The organism is Qingshengfaniella alkalisoli, assembly GCF_007855645.1.
Lineage (GTDB): Bacteria > Pseudomonadota > Alphaproteobacteria > Rhodobacterales > Rhodobacteraceae > Qingshengfaniella > Qingshengfaniella alkalisoli.
Map to the genome: position 1 here is coordinate 523,164 of NZ_CP042261.1, position 18,888 is coordinate 542,051.

Annotated in this window: 19 protein-coding genes; 12 read left to right on the forward strand and 7 right to left on the reverse strand. The window is 57.6% G+C overall.

Annotated features, from left to right (window positions below; genetic code table 11):
* The first annotated feature begins 17 nt into the window (after positions 1 to 17).
* Positions 18 to 938: a polyphosphate kinase 2 gene (ppk2, locus tag FPZ52_RS02750; RefSeq protein ID WP_146363472.1), complete on the forward strand. Its 921-nt coding sequence runs from the start codon at positions 18 to 20 to the stop codon at positions 936 to 938.
* Positions 939 to 976: 38 nt separating this feature from the next.
* On the opposite strand, the gene FPZ52_RS02755 is transcribed toward ppk2, so the two are convergent.
* Together FPZ52_RS02755 and FPZ52_RS02760 are read right to left on the reverse strand one after the other, a co-directional pair.
* Positions 977 to 2,620, reverse strand: a complete 1,644-nt coding sequence (locus FPZ52_RS02755) for a BCCT family transporter (RefSeq protein WP_146363474.1) — start codon at positions 2,618 to 2,620, stop codon at positions 977 to 979.
* Positions 2,621 to 2,638: 18 nt separating this feature from the next.
* Complete coding sequence (locus tag FPZ52_RS02760) at positions 2,639 to 3,052, reverse strand: universal stress protein (RefSeq protein ID WP_146363476.1); 414 nt, start codon at positions 3,050 to 3,052, stop codon at positions 2,639 to 2,641.
* Positions 3,053 to 3,434: 382 nt separating this feature from the next.
* Here FPZ52_RS02760 and napE point away from each other — a divergent pair, with 382 nt between their 5' ends.
* Genes napE through FPZ52_RS02785 form a run of 5 tightly spaced genes read left to right on the forward strand, consistent with a single transcriptional unit; the run spans position 3,435 to position 7,518 of the window.
* Entirely contained in the window at positions 3,435 to 3,596 is a 162-nt protein-coding gene (gene napE / locus FPZ52_RS02765) for a periplasmic nitrate reductase, NapE protein (protein ID WP_146363478.1), read from the forward strand.
* 10 nt (positions 3,597 to 3,606) lie between these two features.
* Positions 3,607 to 3,894, forward strand: coding sequence for a chaperone NapD (locus FPZ52_RS02770; protein WP_146363480.1), 288 nt, complete (start codon positions 3,607 to 3,609; stop codon positions 3,892 to 3,894).
* The gene (napA, locus tag FPZ52_RS02775; RefSeq protein WP_146363482.1) at positions 3,891 to 6,389 is read left to right on the forward strand and encodes a periplasmic nitrate reductase subunit alpha; all 2,499 of its coding nucleotides are present in this window, start codon (positions 3,891 to 3,893) and stop codon (positions 6,387 to 6,389) included. The genes FPZ52_RS02770 and napA overlap by 4 nt, the downstream gene beginning before the upstream one ends.
* 8 nt (positions 6,390 to 6,397) lie before the next feature.
* Positions 6,398 to 6,865 carry a nitrate reductase cytochrome c-type subunit gene (locus FPZ52_RS02780; RefSeq protein ID WP_146363484.1) on the forward strand — a complete coding sequence of 156 codons (468 nt, stop codon included), beginning with the start codon at positions 6,398 to 6,400 and terminating at the stop codon, positions 6,863 to 6,865.
* Positions 6,865 to 7,518, forward strand: coding sequence for a cytochrome c3 family protein (locus tag FPZ52_RS02785; protein ID WP_146363486.1), 654 nt, complete (start codon positions 6,865 to 6,867; stop codon positions 7,516 to 7,518). The genes FPZ52_RS02780 and FPZ52_RS02785 overlap by 1 nt, the downstream gene beginning before the upstream one ends.
* Positions 7,519 to 7,661: 143 nt before the next feature.
* Here the strand turns inward: FPZ52_RS02785 and FPZ52_RS02790 are convergent, their stop codons facing one another.
* The 5 genes from FPZ52_RS02790 to fabA all read right to left on the reverse strand — a co-directional run bounded on the left by FPZ52_RS02790 (position 7,662) and on the right by fabA (position 12,796).
* Complete coding sequence (locus FPZ52_RS02790; protein WP_146363489.1) at positions 7,662 to 8,630, reverse strand: threonine ammonia-lyase; 969 nt, start codon at positions 8,628 to 8,630, stop codon at positions 7,662 to 7,664.
* Positions 8,627 to 10,165, reverse strand: a complete 1,539-nt coding sequence (locus tag FPZ52_RS19485) for a haloacid dehalogenase type II (protein ID WP_338052815.1) — start codon at positions 10,163 to 10,165, stop codon at positions 8,627 to 8,629. The genes FPZ52_RS02790 and FPZ52_RS19485 overlap by 4 nt, the downstream gene beginning before the upstream one ends.
* Positions 10,166 to 10,235: 70 nt before the next feature.
* The gene (locus FPZ52_RS02800; RefSeq protein ID WP_146363491.1) at positions 10,236 to 11,024 is read right to left on the reverse strand and encodes an enoyl-ACP reductase FabI; all 789 of its coding nucleotides are present in this window, start codon (positions 11,022 to 11,024) and stop codon (positions 10,236 to 10,238) included.
* 7 nt (positions 11,025 to 11,031) lie between these two features.
* Positions 11,032 to 12,255: a beta-ketoacyl-ACP synthase I gene (gene fabB, locus FPZ52_RS02805; RefSeq protein WP_146363493.1), complete on the reverse strand. Its 1,224-nt coding sequence runs from the start codon at positions 12,253 to 12,255 to the stop codon at positions 11,032 to 11,034.
* Between the two features lie 31 nt (positions 12,256 to 12,286).
* Positions 12,287 to 12,796, reverse strand: a complete 510-nt coding sequence (gene fabA / locus FPZ52_RS02810; RefSeq protein ID WP_146363495.1) for a bifunctional 3-hydroxydecanoyl-ACP dehydratase/trans-2-decenoyl-ACP isomerase — start codon at positions 12,794 to 12,796, stop codon at positions 12,287 to 12,289.
* A gap of 174 nt (positions 12,797 to 12,970) precedes the next feature.
* On the opposite strand from fabA, the gene irr reads away from it, so the two are divergent.
* From irr to lnt, 6 genes are all read left to right on the forward strand, one after another.
* Entirely contained in the window at positions 12,971 to 13,387 is a 417-nt protein-coding gene (irr, locus tag FPZ52_RS02815; protein WP_146363497.1) for a Fur family transcriptional regulator Irr, read from the forward strand.
* Positions 13,388 to 13,473: 86 nt separating this feature from the next.
* On the forward strand, positions 13,474 to 14,796 hold the full coding sequence (gene miaB / locus FPZ52_RS02820) for a tRNA (N6-isopentenyl adenosine(37)-C2)-methylthiotransferase MiaB (protein WP_146363499.1): 1,323 nt from the start codon (positions 13,474 to 13,476) through the stop codon (positions 14,794 to 14,796).
* 99 nt (positions 14,797 to 14,895) lie between these two features.
* A complete protein-coding gene (locus tag FPZ52_RS02825; protein ID WP_146363501.1) occupies positions 14,896 to 15,912 on the forward strand; it encodes a PhoH family protein in 1,017 nt (338 codons plus the stop codon).
* The gene (gene ybeY / locus FPZ52_RS02830; RefSeq protein ID WP_146363503.1) at positions 15,896 to 16,399 is read left to right on the forward strand and encodes an rRNA maturation RNase YbeY; all 504 of its coding nucleotides are present in this window, start codon (positions 15,896 to 15,898) and stop codon (positions 16,397 to 16,399) included. Before FPZ52_RS02825 ends, ybeY begins: the two co-directional genes overlap by 17 nt.
* Positions 16,400 to 16,438: 39 nt before the next feature.
* Complete coding sequence (locus FPZ52_RS02835; protein WP_146363505.1) at positions 16,439 to 17,326, forward strand: hemolysin family protein; 888 nt, start codon at positions 16,439 to 16,441, stop codon at positions 17,324 to 17,326.
* A gap of 25 nt (positions 17,327 to 17,351) precedes the next feature.
* Positions 17,352 to 18,866 (forward strand): apolipoprotein N-acyltransferase, encoded by a 1,515-nt coding sequence (lnt, locus tag FPZ52_RS02840; protein WP_240804393.1) that lies wholly within the window; start codon positions 17,352 to 17,354, stop codon positions 18,864 to 18,866.
* The last annotated feature ends 22 nt before the right edge of the window (positions 18,867 to 18,888 follow it).

Below are 18,888 nucleotides of genomic sequence, written 5' to 3' on the forward strand. Positions count from 1 at the left end.
GAAGACGAGGTAGGACGATGGATGGATTGGATGGCGAGCAGGGTGCTCGTGATTGGCTGAAAGCCGAACTGGACGATACGCTTGATGAGGAGATCGAGCAGGATCTGGGTGAACATGAGCTTCACCTGAAGATTCGTGATATCTACCGCAAGTCCCATCCGCCAACCATTCCACGGGCGGACTATTATCGCGCACTTCTGGCTTTGCAGGCGGAACTGATAAAGCTTCAGGACTGGGTCAAGCATAACAACGAGAAGGTTGTCGTGATTTTCGAGGGTCGCGATTCAGCAGGGAAAGGCGGTGTAATCAAACGCATCACTCAACGTCTTGACCCACGTATGTGCCGCGTTGTGGCGTTGCCTGCACCCTCGGACCGTGAAAAAAGCCAATGGTATTTCCAGCGCTACGTGCCGCATTTGCCCGCCGGGGGCGAGATCGTCCTGCTTGATCGCAGCTGGTACAACCGCTCTGGCGTGGAACGTGTCATGGGTTTCGCCAGCGATGATCAGGTGGAAGAATTTTTCCACGACGTGCCGGAATTCGAACGCATGCTGGTCCGCTCGGGTATTCGACTGGTGAAGTACTGGTTCTCGATCACCGACGAGGAACAGCAGATGCGCTTCCTTATGCGCATCCACGACCCTTTGAAACAGTGGAAGCTCAGCCCGATGGATTTGCAATCGCGTATCCGCTGGGAAGACTACACCAAGGCGAAGGAGGAAACCTTCGCTCGGACGAACATCCCGGAAGCGCCGTGGTACATCGTCGAAGCCAACGACAAGAAACGTGCGCGATTGAACTGCATCGATCACCTTTTGTCGCTTATCCCTTACGACGAGGTGCCACACGACGAAGTGACCCTGCCGGATCGAGTGTTCAATCCGAACTATGAACGGAAAACGCTGCCGCCCGAACTATACGTGCCGGAAAAGTACTGAAATCCCCGGCCCCTGCTGGGGCCGGAGCAAGCAGTGGTCTAGTCGCGCGGTTCTGCGGCCAGGCCTTTGACGATGGCCCAGCAGGCGAGCAGCAGCAGGATCGCGAAGGGAAAGCCGGTCGAGACTGCCATTGCCTGTAGTGCGCCCAGCCCACCGCCGAGCAGCAATGCGATCGCGACCAGCCCCTCGAAGATCGCCCAGAACACGCGTTGAGGAACCGGCGCATTCACCTTGCCGCCTGCGGTTATGGTGTCGATCACCAGCGAGCCGGAGTCCGACGAGGTGACGAAGAACACGATTACAAGCAGAATGCCGATGAAGGATGTTATCTGTGTCAGCGGCAGTTCTGCGAGCATGTAGAACAGTTTCAGTTCCAGGGACGCTTCCTGTACCGCCGTGTATCCATCGTTAACGATCTGGTGGATCGCGGTTCCGCCGAAAGCGGTCATCCACAAGACCGATACCAGCGACGGGATCAGCAGCACGCAGATGAGAAACTCTCGCACCGTACGGCCACGGCTGACACGGGCGATGAACATACCCACGAAAGGCGACCAACTGATCCACCACGCCCAGTAGAAGGCCGTCCAGCCTTGGCGGAAGTTGTCGTCATCGCGCCCGAACGGGTTCGACAGGGCTGGCAGGTCCTTGGCATAGCTCCACAGATTGCTGAAAAAGCCGCCCAGAATGGCCAAAGTCGGCCCAACTATAATCACGAAGAACAGCAACAGAACGGCAAGCGTCATGTTGATCTCCGACAGGCGTTTGACGCCTGCATCCAGCCCCGCCAGCACCGAGATCAGCGCAACGCCCGTGATCGCGAGGATCAATATGACTTTCGATTCACCGTTGTTGGGAATACCGAACAGGAAGTTCAGACCTGCATTGGCCTGCTCCGCGCCAAAGCCAAGTGATGTCGCAAGACCGAACAGGGTGGCGAATACAGCGAGGATGTCGATCACATGGCCTGTCCAGCCCCAGACCTTGTCGCCGAAGATCGGGTAGAAGATCGACCGGACCGTCAGAGGCAGTCCTTTGTTGTAGCTGAAAATTGCCAGGGCCAGCGCCACGACGGCGTAGATCGCCCACGGGTGCAGCCCCCAATGGAAAATCGTCGCGGCCATGCCAAGTTTTTCAGCGGCGATTTCATCCCCTGCGGCACCCTGAAGCGGTGCCCAATCCGTTCTCACACCGTTTTCGACAACGGGTCCACCAAAGGCGGTACTATAGTGCGAGATGGGTTCCGATACGCCGTAGAACATAAGCCCGATGCCCATCCCGGCGGCGAACAACATGGCGAACCATCCGGTATAGCTGTAGTCGGGTGTGGCATCCGGCCCGCCGATACGGATTCTCCCGTAAGGAAGGACGATCAGCGCAAGGCACAGGAGGACAAAAACATTTGCGGTGGCGAGGAAAAACCAATCCAACTTCGCTGTTAGCGTGTCGCGCAGCGTATCGAACATGGGCCCAACACTGTTCTGGAAGGCCAGCGTCAGTACCACGAACCCGATGATCGTGACGCCTGAAATGGCGAAAACCGGATTGTGGATGTCCAAGCCGATGGGGCCAACGGATGTTTCGATGTTATCTTGGCCGATCTCGTAGTCCGTTTCGATGACCTCGGTCGGGCCTTCGGGTTCGGGAATTGGCGGCTCGACTTCTTCTTCGGTCGTGTTCATGGAAACTCCTTCTGCACACTATCTAACGATCAAGACTGAAACGTGGGCGCGTGTCGCAACCCGCCCCCCGTGAGACGGCCACAAATGATCGGAGAGTTTGGGTATATGTGATGCCATAACCACCAGATCAGCGGCGTTTTCATCGATGGCCTCCAGCAGTTGGTCGTTCAGATCCACAGCGGGGTCATGACTGACGTAAGTTTTTGCTGATGCAGTATGTCCGTGCTTTTCTGATTGGCTTTTCGCGAAATCGTTAAGCTTGGCCTCGAACTCGGTCGGTGTACGTGCTTGTTGGCTGGGGAGCGCCGAGATAACCGCAACATAGATAACCGGAGCGTCATACCGCCCAGCTAGATCGGCAGCGACATCCAGCGATTTCTCCAGTTGACCTAAATGGCCCAGATCGACGGGGACCATGATTTTCTTGAACATTCCGCCTCACAGATTTGGCTTGTTCCGATAGTCGAAGCGCGGGATTTTTTGCGATTTGCGCACCACTTCCCCGAGCAGGCTAACAAACTCTACAAAAAAAACAACAATTTGCGAGACCACAGAGGAGCTGAGGGCCAAAGTCATCGAAGATCACCACTCTCACGACGGAGCATGATTCGATTACATCAGGGCATTTTACAGCGCATCTCCCGAAAGATTCGTGCACGGTTGGGGCCAACCGTTGGTTGGCTGCTGAACCTAGCCACGGGTCGGTCACCTTAGCGTTTCAGAGAAATAGACTGTTTGAAACCGAGATATGTTGCCCTAAGGTTAAACAATCCCTAGGGTTAAACAATAACGTGATCGTTCTCAGGAACCAGCCATGGATGCCAAACCTGTCAGCGCGAACGAGGAACGCAGGGTTTTCATCCTGCTTGCTGTCATTCTTGCACCTGTATTGGCTGTCGCGATCGTTGGTGGATACGGCTTTATCGTCTGGCTTTACCAGATGATCTATGGCCCGCCCGGCCCTCCGACAGGGTAGGGGCCGGAATATGCCAGCTGCCGCCAGCACCTCAGCCCCGGTACACATTTCCAGTTTGCTTGTCCGTTGTCGGCCGGATCGGATTGACATGGTCATAAATGCAATCTGCCGCATACCGTCTGCCGAAATTGCGCTGCAAGACCGATCCGGTAAGATCGTCATTACGCTTGAAACCTCCAGCGAGGGTGAAGTTGCCGATGCGATGACCCGCATCCAACTTCTGGACGGTGTCGCAAGCGCTGCACTCGTCTTTCATCAGATGGACGACCCCCCAGACAATCAAGGAGCTGCCCTATGACTGGTGTCACCCGAAGAGACGTCATCAAGGCGCAAGCCGTGGCTGCCGCTGCCGCTGCCGCGGGGCTACCGGTGCCCGCTTCGGCCCAGAACCTTGTCACCGACTCGGCGGTGACGGACCTCAAGTGGTCCAAAGCGCCCTGCCGGTTTTGCGGGACAGGATGTTCGGTGATGGTGGCGACCAAGGCAGGCCGTGTTGTCGCCACGCATGGCGATGCCGAGTCCCCGGTGAATCGCGGTCTGAACTGCGTGAAGGGCTATTTCCTGTCGAAGATCATGTATGGAGGCGATCGTCTGGCCACGCCACTTCTGCGAATGCGTGATGGTGAGTATCACAAGGACGGCGACTTCATGCCCGTCAGCTGGGATGAAGCCTTCGACATAATGGCTCAGAAGTGGAAGACGACGTTGGCCGCGAAAGGGCCACAAGCCATCGGCATGTTCGGGTCCGGCCAGTGGACCATCCACGAGGGCTATGCCGCATCCAAGTTGATGAAGGCGGGCTTCCGGTCGAACAACATTGACCCGAATGCGCGGCACTGCATGGCTTCGGCGGTGACGGGCTTCATGCGCACTTTCGGGATCGATGAACCGATGGGCTGCTACGACGATTTCGAGAATGCGGATGCCTTCGTGCTGTGGGGCTCCAACATGGCGGAGATGCACCCGATCCTGTGGACACGTATCTCCGATCGTCGCTTTAGCCATCCGCACGTGAAAGTCGCGGTGATGTCCACATTCACCCATCGCAGCTTCGATCTGGCGGACATTCCGATCATCTTTGAGCCGCAGACCGATCTGGTGATCCTGAACTATATCGCGAACTACATCATACAGAATGGCGCAGTTAACGAGGCTTTCGTCAACGAGCACGTCAATTTCAAGCGCGGTCGCACCAACATCGGATATGGGCTGCGTCCCGAGCACCCGTTGCAGCAGGCGGCCGAACATGCCGACGACGCCAACGATTCCGATCCTATAACATTCGAGGAATTCGCCGAGTTCGTGTCCGAATATACGCTCGAAAAAACGGCAGAGATGTCCGGCGTCGAGGAGAGCCGGCTCGAAGAACTCGCGAAGCTCTATGCAGATCCGGATACCAAGGTGATGTCGCTCTGGACCATGGGGTTCAACCAGCACACCCGCGGAACCTGGGTCAACAACATGGTCTACAACATCCATCTGCTGACCGGGAAGATTTCCGAACCGGGCAATTCGCCCTTTTCCTTGACGGGCCAGCCCTCGGCTTGCGGCACCGCGCGTGAGGTTGGGACTTTCGCCCACCGTCTGCCCGCCGACATGGTGGTGACCAATCCCGAACACCGCGCCCATGCCGAAGAGCTATGGAAACTGCCGGAAGGCACCGTGCCGGATTGGGTTGGCGCGCATGCCGTGCAACAGAACCGCGATCTGAAAGACGGCAAGATCAATTGCTACTGGGTGCAGGTGAACAACAATATGCAGGCAGCGGCGAACCTTATGAACGAAGGTTTGCCGGGGTATCGCAATCCGGACAACTTCATCGTTGTGTCCGATGCCTACCCGACAGTCACTTGTGAAGCTGCTGACTTGATCCTTCCAGCAGCCATGTGGGTCGAGAAGGAAGGCGCTTATGGTAACGCCGAACGCCGAACACAGGTCTGGCACCAGCTAGTGAAGCCACCGGAAGGCGCACGGTCCGATTTGTGGCAATTGATTGAGTTTTCCAAGCGCTTCACTACGGATGAAGTCTGGCCTGCAGAGTTGCTTGACGCAAACCCCGACTACAAAGGGAAGACACTATACGATGTGCTGTATGCCAATGGGCAGGTAGATGCGTTTGGCATGGATGAAGTCAATCCCGACTACGACAATGACGATGCAGAAAGCTTCGGCTTCTATGTCCAGAAGGGGCTGTTCGAGGAATACGCCAGCTTTGGGCGCGGCCACGGGCACGATTTGGCTCCTTACGAGCGCTACCACGAGGTGCGCGGCCTGCGCTGGCCGGTTGTCGATGGCGAAGAAACGCTTTGGCGGTTCAACGGTGACTACGACCCTTATGTAACCGAGGGAAAGAAATTCGAATTCTACGGCAATGCGGACGGCCGCGCGAACATCTTCGCGCAACCTTATGAACCGCCCGCCGAGAGTCCGGACGACGACTTCCCCTTTTGGCTGGCCACGGGGCGCGTGCTCGAGCACTGGCATTCCGGGTCGATGACCCAAAGGGTGCCCGAACTGTATCGCGCCGTTCCGGACGCGCTTTGCTACATGCATCCGGACGATGCGGTCGAATTGGGCGTCAGGCGAGGGACGGAGGTGACGATCATATCCCGGCGCGGCGAGATGCGAACGCGGGTTGAGACGCGCGGGCGGAACAAGCCTCCACGCGGGCTGATCTTCGTGCCATGGTTCGATGCGCGGCAGTTGATCAACAAGGTGACGCTGGACGCCACCGACCCGATTTCCAAGCAGACGGACTTCAAGAAGTGTGCCGTCCGGATCGAAGCGGTGTGAGGTGCGCCATGTCCCCTTTGAAGTCATTCATTGCCGGTGCGGTTCTGCTGACCGCCAGCCAGAGCTTTGCCCAAGACGGTATCGCCACCCTACGCAATGGGGTGCCGCTCGATCAGGATGCGCAGGCCGCGCAAATCCCCGAGGTCGTCAATTCAGATGTACGCCAGGTGCGCAATTACCCCGAGCAGCCGCCTGTCATTCCGCACCAGATCGACAATTACCAGATCGACATCAACGCCAACAAATGCTTGACCTGCCATAGCCGTACGGCCGTCGAAATATCTCAGGCTCCGATGGTTTCGATTACGCATTTCATGAACCGCGAGGGGCAGTTTCTCGCGACCGTTACGCCGCGGCGATACTTCTGCACACAATGCCATGTCGTCCAGCATGATGCTCGGCCGCTGGTCGAGAACGGCTTCGTCGATGTCGATACGGTGCTGGAGTATGTTCAGCAGCAGGAAGGAAATAACTGATGTGGCGGCTGCTCAAGCGCATATGGCACATTGTGAGCCGCCCTGCCGTGCATCTGAGCCTTGGCTTTTTGACGCTCGGCGGGTTCATTATGGGGGTCATTTTCTGGGGTGCCTTCAATACCGCCCTTGAGTTGACCAATACCGAGACCTTCTGCACCAGCTGTCATGAAATGCGTGACAACGTGTTTCAGGAACTCAAGCCCACGATCCACTATACCAACCGTTCCGGGGTTCGTGCCACATGCCCGGATTGCCATGTGCCACATGAATGGACGCACAAGATCGCGCGGAAGATGCAGGCGTCGAAAGAAGTCTGGGGCAAGATCTTCGGCACCATCAACACGCGGGAAAAGTTTCTGGAGAAGCGGATCGAGTTGGCTCAGCATGAATGGGCGCGGTTAAAGGCGAACGACTCGCTTGAATGTCGCAACTGCCATTCGGCGGAATCGATGGATATCACGCGGCAAAGCAACCGTGCAGCCGACGCCCATCAGCGCTTTCTTTTCACTGGTGAACGTACCTGCATAGACTGTCACAAGGGGATCGCGCACCATTTGCCGGATATGTCGCAGGCAGGCTTGCCCTCCCATACTGAGAACACAAACGATATCGCGGTGCTGACGCGCGAGTTCCTGGATCAGTCAACACCTTGACGTGCGGGTCCGGTAGAGCCTGACCCCAATGACCGGCTTTAGTGTGCGTCTCGTACTTCTTGCCACTCTGCCGGTTGGAAACTGTACGCACGGTTTCGTCGTCGTCTGAAAATAGTTTCTGAACGTCGAAGCGCAGAAGACCACTAATGCGTGTCAAGCGCCCTGAGAAACACATCCTTCTCAACATTGCCGCCACTTGCCACAGCAATCACCGTGTCGGCGGCAAAGCTGTCGGTTTTGAACAGCGCGGCGGCCAGCGCCACAGCGCCGCCTGGTTCCAGCGTGATTTTCAGATGTTGCGCGGCGAGTGACATAGCATGCAGCGCATCGTCGTCGGAAACCACCAGTCCCTTGCCGCAGTGCTCCGCGATGATCGGGAAGGTCAGTTCACCGGGGGCAGGGGTCAGAATGGCGTCGCAAATGCTGCCGCTGGCTCTCTCGTTTTTCTGGATATGGCCTGCGGCCAGTGAACGGGCAACATCATCGAAGCCCACAGGTTCCACTGTTCTGACAATGAAGTCGGGCTGCTTTTCGGCCAGCGCGAGTGCCACGCCAGATGTCAGCCCACCTCCGCCACAACATACGGTGACCTCAGCATTTTCGATCCCCAGGTCGGAGGCCTGCTGTGCAATTTCCAGCCCGACCGTCGCCTGGCCGCTTATCACATCCGGGTCGTCATAGGGCTTGACGAGATGCAGACCCCGTTCCTTGGCGAGTTGCAGGCCGATTTCTTCGCGGCTTTGCGCGACACGGTCATACAGCACGACCTCCGCGCCATATGCCTTCGTTGCCGCGACCTTAACCTGTGGCGCATCCGAAGGCATGACGATAACTGCTGTCATACCGGCTTCCCGCGCCGCACGAGCGACACCTTGCGCGTGATTGCCCGACGAATAGGCGAGAATGCCTCCGGTCCAGCCAGAGCCCTGCAATCGCGTGATTGCGGCCTTCGCGCCGCGGTATTTGAACGATCCCGTATGCTGAAGACATTCCGCCTTCACGAATACCCGTCGCTGTGCGATGCGGTCGATTACGGGCGAATTCAGCAGCGGTGTGACGCGGATATGTCCCGATAGGCGCTCGGCCGCGCCAGAGATCAGTTCTGGTGTCATGTCAGTCTTTCGATAAAATCCCGCAACAGTTCTTGTGATTGCGGTTCATTCAGAAATGGCACATGCCCGCGATCAGGGATCTCCGCAACATGTAAATCTGGCCGTCTGCGCCGCATTTCCGCCAATGTGTCTTCCGAGAGAATGATGGAGTTTTCACCGCGAAGAACAGCCACAGGCTTACCCGCCAACGCGTCGAACGCGTCCCATGCCGTTGACGCCTGTGGAATGGCGCGAGCCTGATCGGCGAAGGCGTCCGACAGTCGCCTGTCGTAGCGAATGGTCAGCCCGTCCGGTCCTTGCTGCCAAAGACTATGTGAGAAGGCTCTCCAATCCTCTTCCGACACATTCTTGAATGCGGGCGCCATCATCGTGGGCAGCGCGGCTGCGGCTTCTTCATGGTTTTTTAGACCGGGGTCACGTCCGATATAGGCAGCGATTTCGGCCAGCCCCTTGGTTTCGATTTCGGGCCCGATATCGTTGAAACAAACACCTGTCAGGCGATCCGGTGCGAGCTTGGCGATATGCAGCGCGATCAGTCCGCCGCGTGACGTTCCGAGGATAGCGACTTCCGGTATCCTCAGGTGATCGAGTAACTCCAGTGCGTCGCGGGTTTCGTCTTCTATGGAATAGCTGTGGTAGTCGGGTGCGTGGTCCGAAATGCCTCGTCCGCGCGGATCCAGTCGTACGATACGTGCTTCGTCCGCGAAACGGGATGCCACGGACCGGAAGTCATCCATGTTTCGGGTTAGTCCGGGCAGGCAGAGCAGGGCAGGGCCATCTCCGCCGCTGTCGCGATAGGCCAGCCGCAGCCCATCGTGTGTAGTAAAGTAGCGAGCGGGCGTCGGGTCAGAGAATTTCAGGATATCTGGCAACGCGGATAGTGATGTCACAACAGCGTCGGGTCGTCCGGGCAGTCGCTCGATCGGCAGCCCGGCGCGGTTGATCCAGACTGTATGAAACCCGTAAGATGCTGCGCCCGCGATGTCCCAACCATTTGAAGACACGAACAATATCTCGTTGGCCTGTCGACCGAAAAGCGAGACAGGAATGTCATAGACTTTAGATGAGGGTTTGAAGATGCCAACGGACTCAGCAGACAAAACGTCATCCAAGAGGCTGAACAATCCTGCGCCATGCACAGCATCGGCCAGCATTTCGGGCGAACCGTTCGAAAGGATTGCCGTCTCGTATCCCTGTGACTTCAGGCGCGCGAGTGTGTCTTGCACGTCGGGATAGGCGCTAAGGCCGCGGTAAAGCGCCAATAGCTGTGACCGAAGCCCGGATTGCCCTGACAGCCCTTGATGATCCAACGCCCAGTCCAGCGCGTCTTGGGTCAATTGCCAGAAATCGGAGTGTTCCGCTGTGAGAGACCGAAGCCAACTGTATTGCAATTGCCTGTCGCGCCAATCTCGCGACAGGGCGGGCCAGATGTCCGGCGACAGAGGCGAATTCGGTTCAGCCGCAATGTTTCTTGCCGCGGAATCCACGTCGAACAGCGTGCCATAAGCGTCGAAAATGATGGTCTTTATCGGCATCGGCCACCTCCACGGGGAAGGTGGCATGGATTGGCTGCAGGGAGAAGACGCAAAAACTGTTGAACTAAGGTTACAAGTTTTCCGGCTGGGCCATACCAAGCACATGGTAGCCGCCATCGACGTGGACGATCTCGCCGGTCGTTGACGCGCCGTAGTCGGATGCCAGATACACCGCCGTTCCACCCACCGCTTCGAGTGTCGCATTGGACCGCAGCGGCGCGTTCAATTCGGTCGCGCGATAGGTCTTGCGCGCACCACCGATAGCCGCCCCCGCCAAGGTTTTCATTGGGCCAGGGGAAATGGCGTTCACTCGGATGCCCTCCGGACCAAGGTCATTGGCCAGATACCGCACGGCCGATTCCAGCGCTGCTTTAGCAACACCCATAACGTTGTAGTAGGGAGTGACCTTGTTTGATCCCTGATAGGTCAAGGTCAGGATCGTGCCACCTTCATTCATAAGCGGGCGCGCCCGGCGCGACAGATCGATCAGCGAATAACACGAGATGCACAGAGAGTTGCGGAAGTTTTCGCGACTGGTGTTGACGAACCGACCCGACAGTTCCGATTTGTCGGAGAACGCGATGGCGTGGACCAGAAAGTCGAACTTTCCCCACCGCTCCTTGATGTGCTGGAAAGCAGCGTCGAGTTGTTCGTCATTCATGACATCGACGTCGATCAGAAAATCGGACCCAATTGATTCCACAAGCGGTTGAACCCGCTTGCCGAAAGTTTCGCCCTGATAGGTGAAAGCCAGTTCTGCGCCCTCGGCGGCCATGGCCTTTGCTATCCCCCAAGCAATGGATCGCTCATTGGCAACCCCCATGACGAGTCCACGCTTGCCGGTCAACAAATCAGCCATGTTCTTCTTATCCGTTGTACTTGCTCATGACGAGGGTCGCGTTCGTGCCGCCGAAACCGAAGCTGTTGGACAGCACGGTATCGAGCTCGGCATTGTCCCTCCGCTCTGTCACGATTTCATCCGCACGTAGCGCAGGGTCAAGCTCTGTCACGTTGGCTGATGCGGCAATGAAGCTATTTTGCATCATCAGAAGGCTGTAAATCGCTTCATGCACGCCGGTAGCACCCAACGAATGGCCAGTCAGCGATTTGGTCGACGAGATTGGCGGATGGTCCTCGCCAAAGACGTTTCGAATGGCCTCGACCTCGGTTACGTCGCCTGCTGGCGTGGACGTGCCATGCGAGTTGATGTAGTTCACCTGCCGGTCGCCAAGATCCTTGATTGCCAGCTTCATCGACCGCTCGCCGCCTTCGCCGGACGGGGCAACCATGTCGTAGCCATCGGATGTTGCGCCGTAACCGGTCACTTCCGCGTAAATCTTTGCGCCACGCGCCTTGGCGTGTTCCAGTTCTTCAAGAACGACAACGCCACCACCCCCGCCGATGACAAAGCCATCGCGGGTCGAGTCGTAAGGACGCGAGGCTGTCGTCGGCGTGTCGTTGTATTTCGACGACATTGCGCCCATCGCGTCGAACAGGCAGGACAGGGTCCAGTCCACTTCTTCGCCACCGCCAGCGAAGACGATGTCTTGCTTGTTCATCTGTATCTGCTCAACGCCATTGCCGATACAATGAGCGGACGTCGAACAAGCCGAAGTGATCGAGTAGTTGATCCCTTTGATCTTGAACGGCGTGGCCAGACATGCGGAGTTGGTGGATGACATGCAACGCGTGACCATGAATGGGCCCATGCGCTTCGGCGCGCCTTTCCCTTTCACGATCTGGTGGGCGGTGAAGAAGTTCGACGTGCTCGGTCCGCCCGAGCCCATGATCAGGCCGGAGCGTTCATTGGACACGTCGCTTTCTTCCAGCCCCGAGTCCGCGATGGCTTGTTCCATCGCGATGAAGTTATAGGCCGCACCGGGCCCCATGAAACGTAGCTGACGCTTGTCGATATGTTCGGCAAGATCGATTTTCGGAATGCCGTGAACCTGACAACGGAAACCGTTTTCTGCGTATTCCTCGGCGAATGAGATGCCCGATGTGCCGTTCTTCAGGCTTTCGGTGACTTCGCTTGCATTGTTGCCGATAGGGGATACAATCCCCAACCCGGTGATGACGACGCGGCGCATAGACGCTCTCCCTTAGTCGTAACGCGTGGTATCAGTCGTCTGTTGCCAGACCGACCTTCATATCCTTGACCTGATAGATGGTTTCACCGTCAGCCTCTACGCGACCATTGGCAACACCCATCTTGAGCCGGCGGTCGATGACACGCGTGAAGTCCACGTAATAGGTGATCATTTTGCGGTCGGGTTTGACCATGCCGGTCAGCTTGACCTCACCGACACCCAAGGCCATCCCGCGCCCCTTCATGCCACGCCATCCCAGATTGAATCCCGTCAGCTGCCATAGTCCGTCGAGGCCCAGACAACCAGGCATGATCGGGTTTCCGGGGAAGTGGCACTCGAAAAACCACAGATCCGGTTTGATGTCGAACTCGGCGATAACATGGCCTTTTCCGAATTCGCCACCATCGGCACTGACGTCGGTGATCCGGTCCATCATCAGCATGGGCGGTTCAGGAAGCTGGGCGTTGCCGGGGCCGAAAAGTTCCCCTCGGGCGCATTTCAGCAGCCCTTCTTTGTCGAATGATGTCGGAAATTCGGTCATTTAGACCCGCCCTTCGCTTCGTTATCTTTCAAATCCCGCCCCCATTAGCACCGAGCTTCGCTGCGTGGCAAGCATAGCAGGCGCGGCATGTCGTCAGGCAAAGCGGGAAACCGTTTGAAACTTGCCCTCTCGCGCCTTTATATATTCTGAGGCAAGCGAATATGAAGTGAGCGAATGGCTGTTTCTGCCGAAGAACTTGGAACCGACTGGCTGGCAAAGGGTGGATTGCGCCCGACAAAGCAGCGTGTGTTGCTGGCGTCACTGCTGATCGGGGACGGCAAGGATCGCCATGTCACGGCCGAAAGTCTATATTCGGCGGCCGCGGATGAGGGAGAAAAGGTATCCCTTGCGACAGTCTACAACACACTCCGCGCATTCTGTGATGCGGGATTGATGCAGGAAGTAACGGTCGAAGGCACGCGGTCCTATTTTGATACGCGAATGGACGACCACCCGCATTTCTTCTGGGAAGATGAAGGACATCTGACAGATGCGCCTGCGTCTCAGCTGAAAATCCGGCAACTGCCCGACGCACCCGAGGGAACCGAGATTTCCAAGGTAGACGTCGTTATTCGGTTGAAGCGGAAGTAGGCGATCACTGAACTATCATTGCGGCTTGTGCGCTGCTCATGTAGAAGCGCGCTGATTTTCCGTTTATCCAACCCGAAGGCCGCGCCATGTCCGAGGCGAAGAAACTTTTCATCAAGACCTATGGCTGTCAGATGAACGTCTATGACAGCGAACGCATGGCGGAGGCTCTGGGCGGGTCCGGCTATGTCACGACCGACACGGCTGATGATGCGGACATGATTCTTCTGAACACCTGCCACATTCGCGAAAAGGCCGCCGAAAAGGTCTATTCCGAACTGGGGCGTTTCAAGGGGTTGAAAGCGGCCAAGCCGGATCTGAAGATCGGTGTCGCGGGTTGTGTTGCTCAGGCCGAAGGCGAAGAAATCATGCGCCGTCAGCCGATGGTCGATCTGGTTGTCGGTCCGCAAAGCTACCACCGTTTGCCGGACATGGAGGCGAAAGCAGGTGCAGGGCAGAAGGCACTGGACACCGATTTTCCGGAAGAGGACAAGTTCGAGCACCTCAAGGCTCGCCCGAAAGCGAAACGGGCCCCAGCCGCGTTTCTGACCGTTCAGGAAGGGTGCGACAAGTTCTGTGCGTTCTGCGTGGTGCCCTATACTCGCGGCGCAGAGGTCAGCCGCCCTGCGGACCGGGTGTTGACCGAGGCGCGTGATTTGGTCGATCGCGGTGTGCGTGAAATCACTTTGCTGGGCCAGAACGTGAATGCCTATCACGGTGCGTCTTCAGACGGTGATTGGGGTTTGGCGCGACTGATCCGAGAACTGGCGAAGATCGACGATCTGAAGCGCATCCGTTTTACGACCTCGCACCCCAACGACATGGAAGAGGATCTGATCGCTGCACATGGCGATTGCGAGAAGCTGATGCCTTACCTGCACCTGCCTGTGCAGTCCGGGTCCGATCGCATTCTTAAGGCCATGAACCGCAAGCATACCGCCGAGAGCTATATCCGTCTGGTCGAGCGCATTCGTGCAGCACGGCCGGACCTGCTGCTGTCGGGTGACTTCATCGTGGGCTTTCCCGGAGAAACGGATCAGGATTTCGAGGACACGATGTCGCTGGTGCGCGAAGTCGGTTATGGACAGGCCTATTCGTTCAAATACTCGACCCGTCCGGGGACGCCAGCGGCAGAAAAGCCGCAGATAGACCCTGATGTGGCGTCAGAGCGGCTTCATCGGCTGCAGGAGTTGCTGACGCAGCAACAACACGCCGCTCAGGACGCGATGGTTGGACGTGAGGTCGGTGTGATGATCGAACGCAAAGGGCGGCTCGATGGTCAGATGGTGGGCAAGTCGGACCATCTGCACGCAGTTCACCTGCAAGCGCCCGCCGATAACGTCGGCCAGATCCTGCGCGTCAAGATCACCGAAAGCGCTCCCAATTCCCTTGCAGGAACGCTCGTGGCGTGATCCCCATTCTGGCGATCATGTAACATTTCGTTTTCCCTGCTTGCTTTGGGCCGCGTGAGTTTGCACAGTTGAATCACGGCTCGAACCAAGGAGAGTTATTTGGCCATAAGTGCGTTGACCCCGCCGCCCACGACGGACGCTCCGTCCGAAGTTTTTCTTGAGTTTCCCGACAACCGGCTGCTGATAGATCTTTGCGGAGAATTCGACCGCAATCTCGCTCAGGTGGAAAATGCGCTCGGACTGCAGATCCTGCGCCGTGGCAACAACCTGGCACTTGTGGGAGAGCCTGAGGCGCAGACGAAGGGCGCCGAGGTTCTTCAGGCCCTGTACACACGTCTTGAAGCGGGCCGCGCCGTGACACCGGGCGACATTGACGGCGCGCTTCGGCTGCAAAGCGCTGCTGCCGCGCAGGATGGCGTTGGCGATCAGCTTGAGATGTTCAAGCGTGGCGAATACGAGATTCGGACCCGGAAGAAAACGGTTGAGCCGCGCACCGACGCCCAAAAGGCCTATGTGGAGGCGCTGTTCAAGAACGAGTTGTCTTTTGGCATTGGCCCTGCTGGCACGGGGAAAACTTACCTGGCTGTGGCGGCGGGTGTGTCCATGTTCATAAATGGCAATGTCGAGAAGATCATTCTCAGCCGACCTGCAGTTGAAGCTGGAGAGCGGCTTGGCTTCCTGCCCGGGGATATGAAGGACAAGGTCGACCCGTACATGCAGCCGCTTTACGATGCGCTGAACGATTTCCTTCCGGGCAAGCAGGTTGCCAAGCTCATGGAAGAGAAGAAGATCGAGATCGCACCGCTTGCCTTCATGCGTGGTCGGACGCTTTCGAACGCGTTTGTCGTGCTGGATGAGGCCCAGAACGCCACTACCATGCAGATGAAGATGTTCCTGACCCGTTTGGGCGAGGGATCACGCATGGTGATCACGGGCGACCGCAGCCAGGTCGACTTGCCGCGCGGCGTCAAGAGCGGCTTGCGTGACGCCGAAAGTCTGCTGAAACAGATCAAAGGCATCTCGTTTTCTTATTTCACGGCGGCCGATGTCGTAAGGCACCCCCTTGTCGCGAGGATCATCGAGGCCTATGACGCCGCAGATGGGCAAGCTGACTGACGTCGAAATCGAATATGCTGCGTGGCGGGATTATGACCTTGCGGGTCTGGCGGAGATGGCTGCCCGGGCGGTTCTTGGTTATCTGAACCTGAATACCGAGGAATTTTCCGTAAGTGTTCTGGGTTGCAATGATGAACGTATCCGGGAACTGAACGCGGGCTTTCGTGAAAAGGACAAGGCAACGAATGTCTTGTCCTGGCCATCCGCCGAGCGCGGGGCAGACGAAGTCGGAGGCGATCCTCTGCCGCCCGAAACCGATTTCCCGGGCGAGCCTTGCGAGTTGGGCGACATCGCCATATCCCTCGACACCTGTCTGCGTGAAGCGGCTGCAGGTGGATTGCCTGCAAGAGATCACATTTGTCATCTTCTTGTGCATGGCGTGTTGCATCTTCTGGGGTATGATCACGAAAATGACGCGGATGCTCACCTTATGGAAAGTATTGAGATTGCAATACTTGCAAAATTGGGCATCCCCGACCCATATTGACGGGGCGACGCAAGAAGTCGTGACTATGGAATGAGGACAATGAACGACGCCGAAGGGTCGTCTAGTGCAGCGCATAGCGCGCTGGCTAACGAAGAAGAAAGACAAACCGGATTCATGGAACGGCTGTTTAATTGGTCCGGCGGAAAACCCGATAGCGATTCCGACGAGGGCGAACAGCAAGACGCGACTGATACACGTGTTTTTGCTGTACCGGGTCTGGGTAATCTCAGAAAAATGCGTGTGGAAGATGTTGCCGTGCCAAAGGGCGATATCGTTGCCGTGCCGGTCGAGACGACGCTGGAAGAACTGGTGGCGGAGTTCCGCGAAAACGGGTTCACGCGTCTGCCTGTCTATGAGGGCACACTGGATATGCCGCTGGGTATGGTCCACCTGAAGGATGTGGCGTTGAAATATGGCTTCAACGGTGGCGGGAAGGAATTCGATCTTCGGTCACTTCTGCGCCCGCTCCTTTATGCCCCTCCTTCGATGACGCTGGCCGTGCTCATGCAGAAGATGCAGTCGCAGCGCATGCATATGGCGCTGGTGATTGATGAATACGGTGGCACCGATGGGCTTGTTACGATCGAGGATCTGATTGAGCAGGTCGTGGGTGAAATCGAAGACGAACACGACGTGGATGAGGATGTTCTCTGGACGCGTGAAGGGACCAATAGCTGTATCGCGCTGGCCAAGACGCCGGTTGAAGACTTCGAAAAGGAATTCGGCGTCTCCTTTGACGGGCTGGACGTGGAGGAGGATATCGACACGCTTGGCGGACTCGTTTTCCTGCTGTCGGGCCATGTTCCAACGCGCGGCGAGGTTGTGCGACATGACAACGGCACCGAGTTCGAGGTGATTGACGCAGACCCACGCCGTATCAAGCGTCTTCGGGTCAGGCTGGCCACCGACAGCACGAATGCCAACTGACGCGACCGTGAGGCTTGGAGACGCGTTGAAATCTGTCCGTAGGCGTATGCTGGCGGGCGCGTTTTCGGGTGCGGTCGCAGCGTTGGGGCACGCGCCCTTCTCCGTCCCCCTCGCGACCGTCATTGCGCTGGCTTGTGCTGTCGCGTTGCTTGCGCGGGCTGACGACCTTAGGTCGGCTGCATGGTTGGGGTGGGCGACTGGCTGCGGTTACTTCGGTGTCGCGCTGCATTGGATTATCGAGCCCTTCCTCGTCGATGTCGCTCGCCACGGCTGGATGGCGCCCTTCGCCTTGGTATTCATGTCCGGTGGTCTTGCGCTGTTCTGGGCAGGTGCGTTTGCGACAGCACGCTGGCTGGCGGGATCTTCGGGCAGTGCCTTACGCCTCGCGCTTTCGCCAGCAGTTTGCCTTGCGGCAGCTGAAACCGCGCGCTCTTTCGTTCTAACAGGGTTTCCCTGGGCGCTGCCAGCATATGTCTGGACTGAAACCTCGCTCCGGCTGCTCGTGGCGTGGATCGGTCCATTTGGGCTGACCTTCGCGACGCTGGCTGTTGTGTCTGCCTTGTCCCTTTCATTGATTGGCACGCGGCACATGTGGCGGCTCGTGGCGGCGGGCTTCGCGATGGCACTGCTTTTTGCGGCCTATGGTTGGACCTCAGTTCTCGAAAGGACGATGCAAACCAATCCCAGCGGGAAGACGGTTCGCATCGTGCAGCCCAATGAACCTCAGAACGAGAAATGGCTGCCGGAGAACGTCCAGCGGTTCTGGCTGCGCAAACTGGAGCTGACCGAGGGTGACGGGCCGGTGGATCTGGTGATATGGCCCGAAGTATCTTTGCCATATCTGTTGGAGCGCGACGAGGGCGGGCTCTCTCAGATCGGCCAAGCCGCTGGGGGGGCGGCGGTGATCCTCGGTGCGCAGAGGCTTGATGGGAACGATCGGCTGTTGAACAGCTTGGTGATGCTCGATCACGACGGTGAACCGGTGCATATCTATGACAAGCAACACCTCGTACCGTTTGGCGAATACTTTCCAGGTGGTGAACTCGCCCGGCGTCTGGGGTTGGAAGGGCTTGCGACGAATGTGCTTGGAGGTTTCTCCGCCGGAGTGGGGCCACGGCTGCGCGATGCATCAAAGATGGGCTTGGGCAGCTATGTCCCGATGATCTGCTACGAGACGATTTTTCCGCGCTACGCGAGATCAGATGAAGGCCGCGCGGATTGGCTCGTGCAACTGACCAATGACGCTTGGTTCGGAAATTTCGCGGGTCCGCAACAACATCTTCAGCAGGCACGGATGCGTGCGATCGAGCAGGGATTACCCCTTATACGCGCGGCGAATACGGGGATTTCCGCCCTGATTGATCCGCAAGGGCGTATCGTTGCGCGTCTGGATCTGAATGAAACGGGTGCACTGGAGGCTGGACTGCCTGCGTCCTCCGGCCCCACGTTCTATGCTCGGGTGGGGGATTGGCCTGTTTGGGGCTTGATGCTGCTGTGTCTGTCGGGCCTGGCGCTAACCCGCGAACGCTTTGGTCATTGATCTTTATCCCCATTGCAGGTAG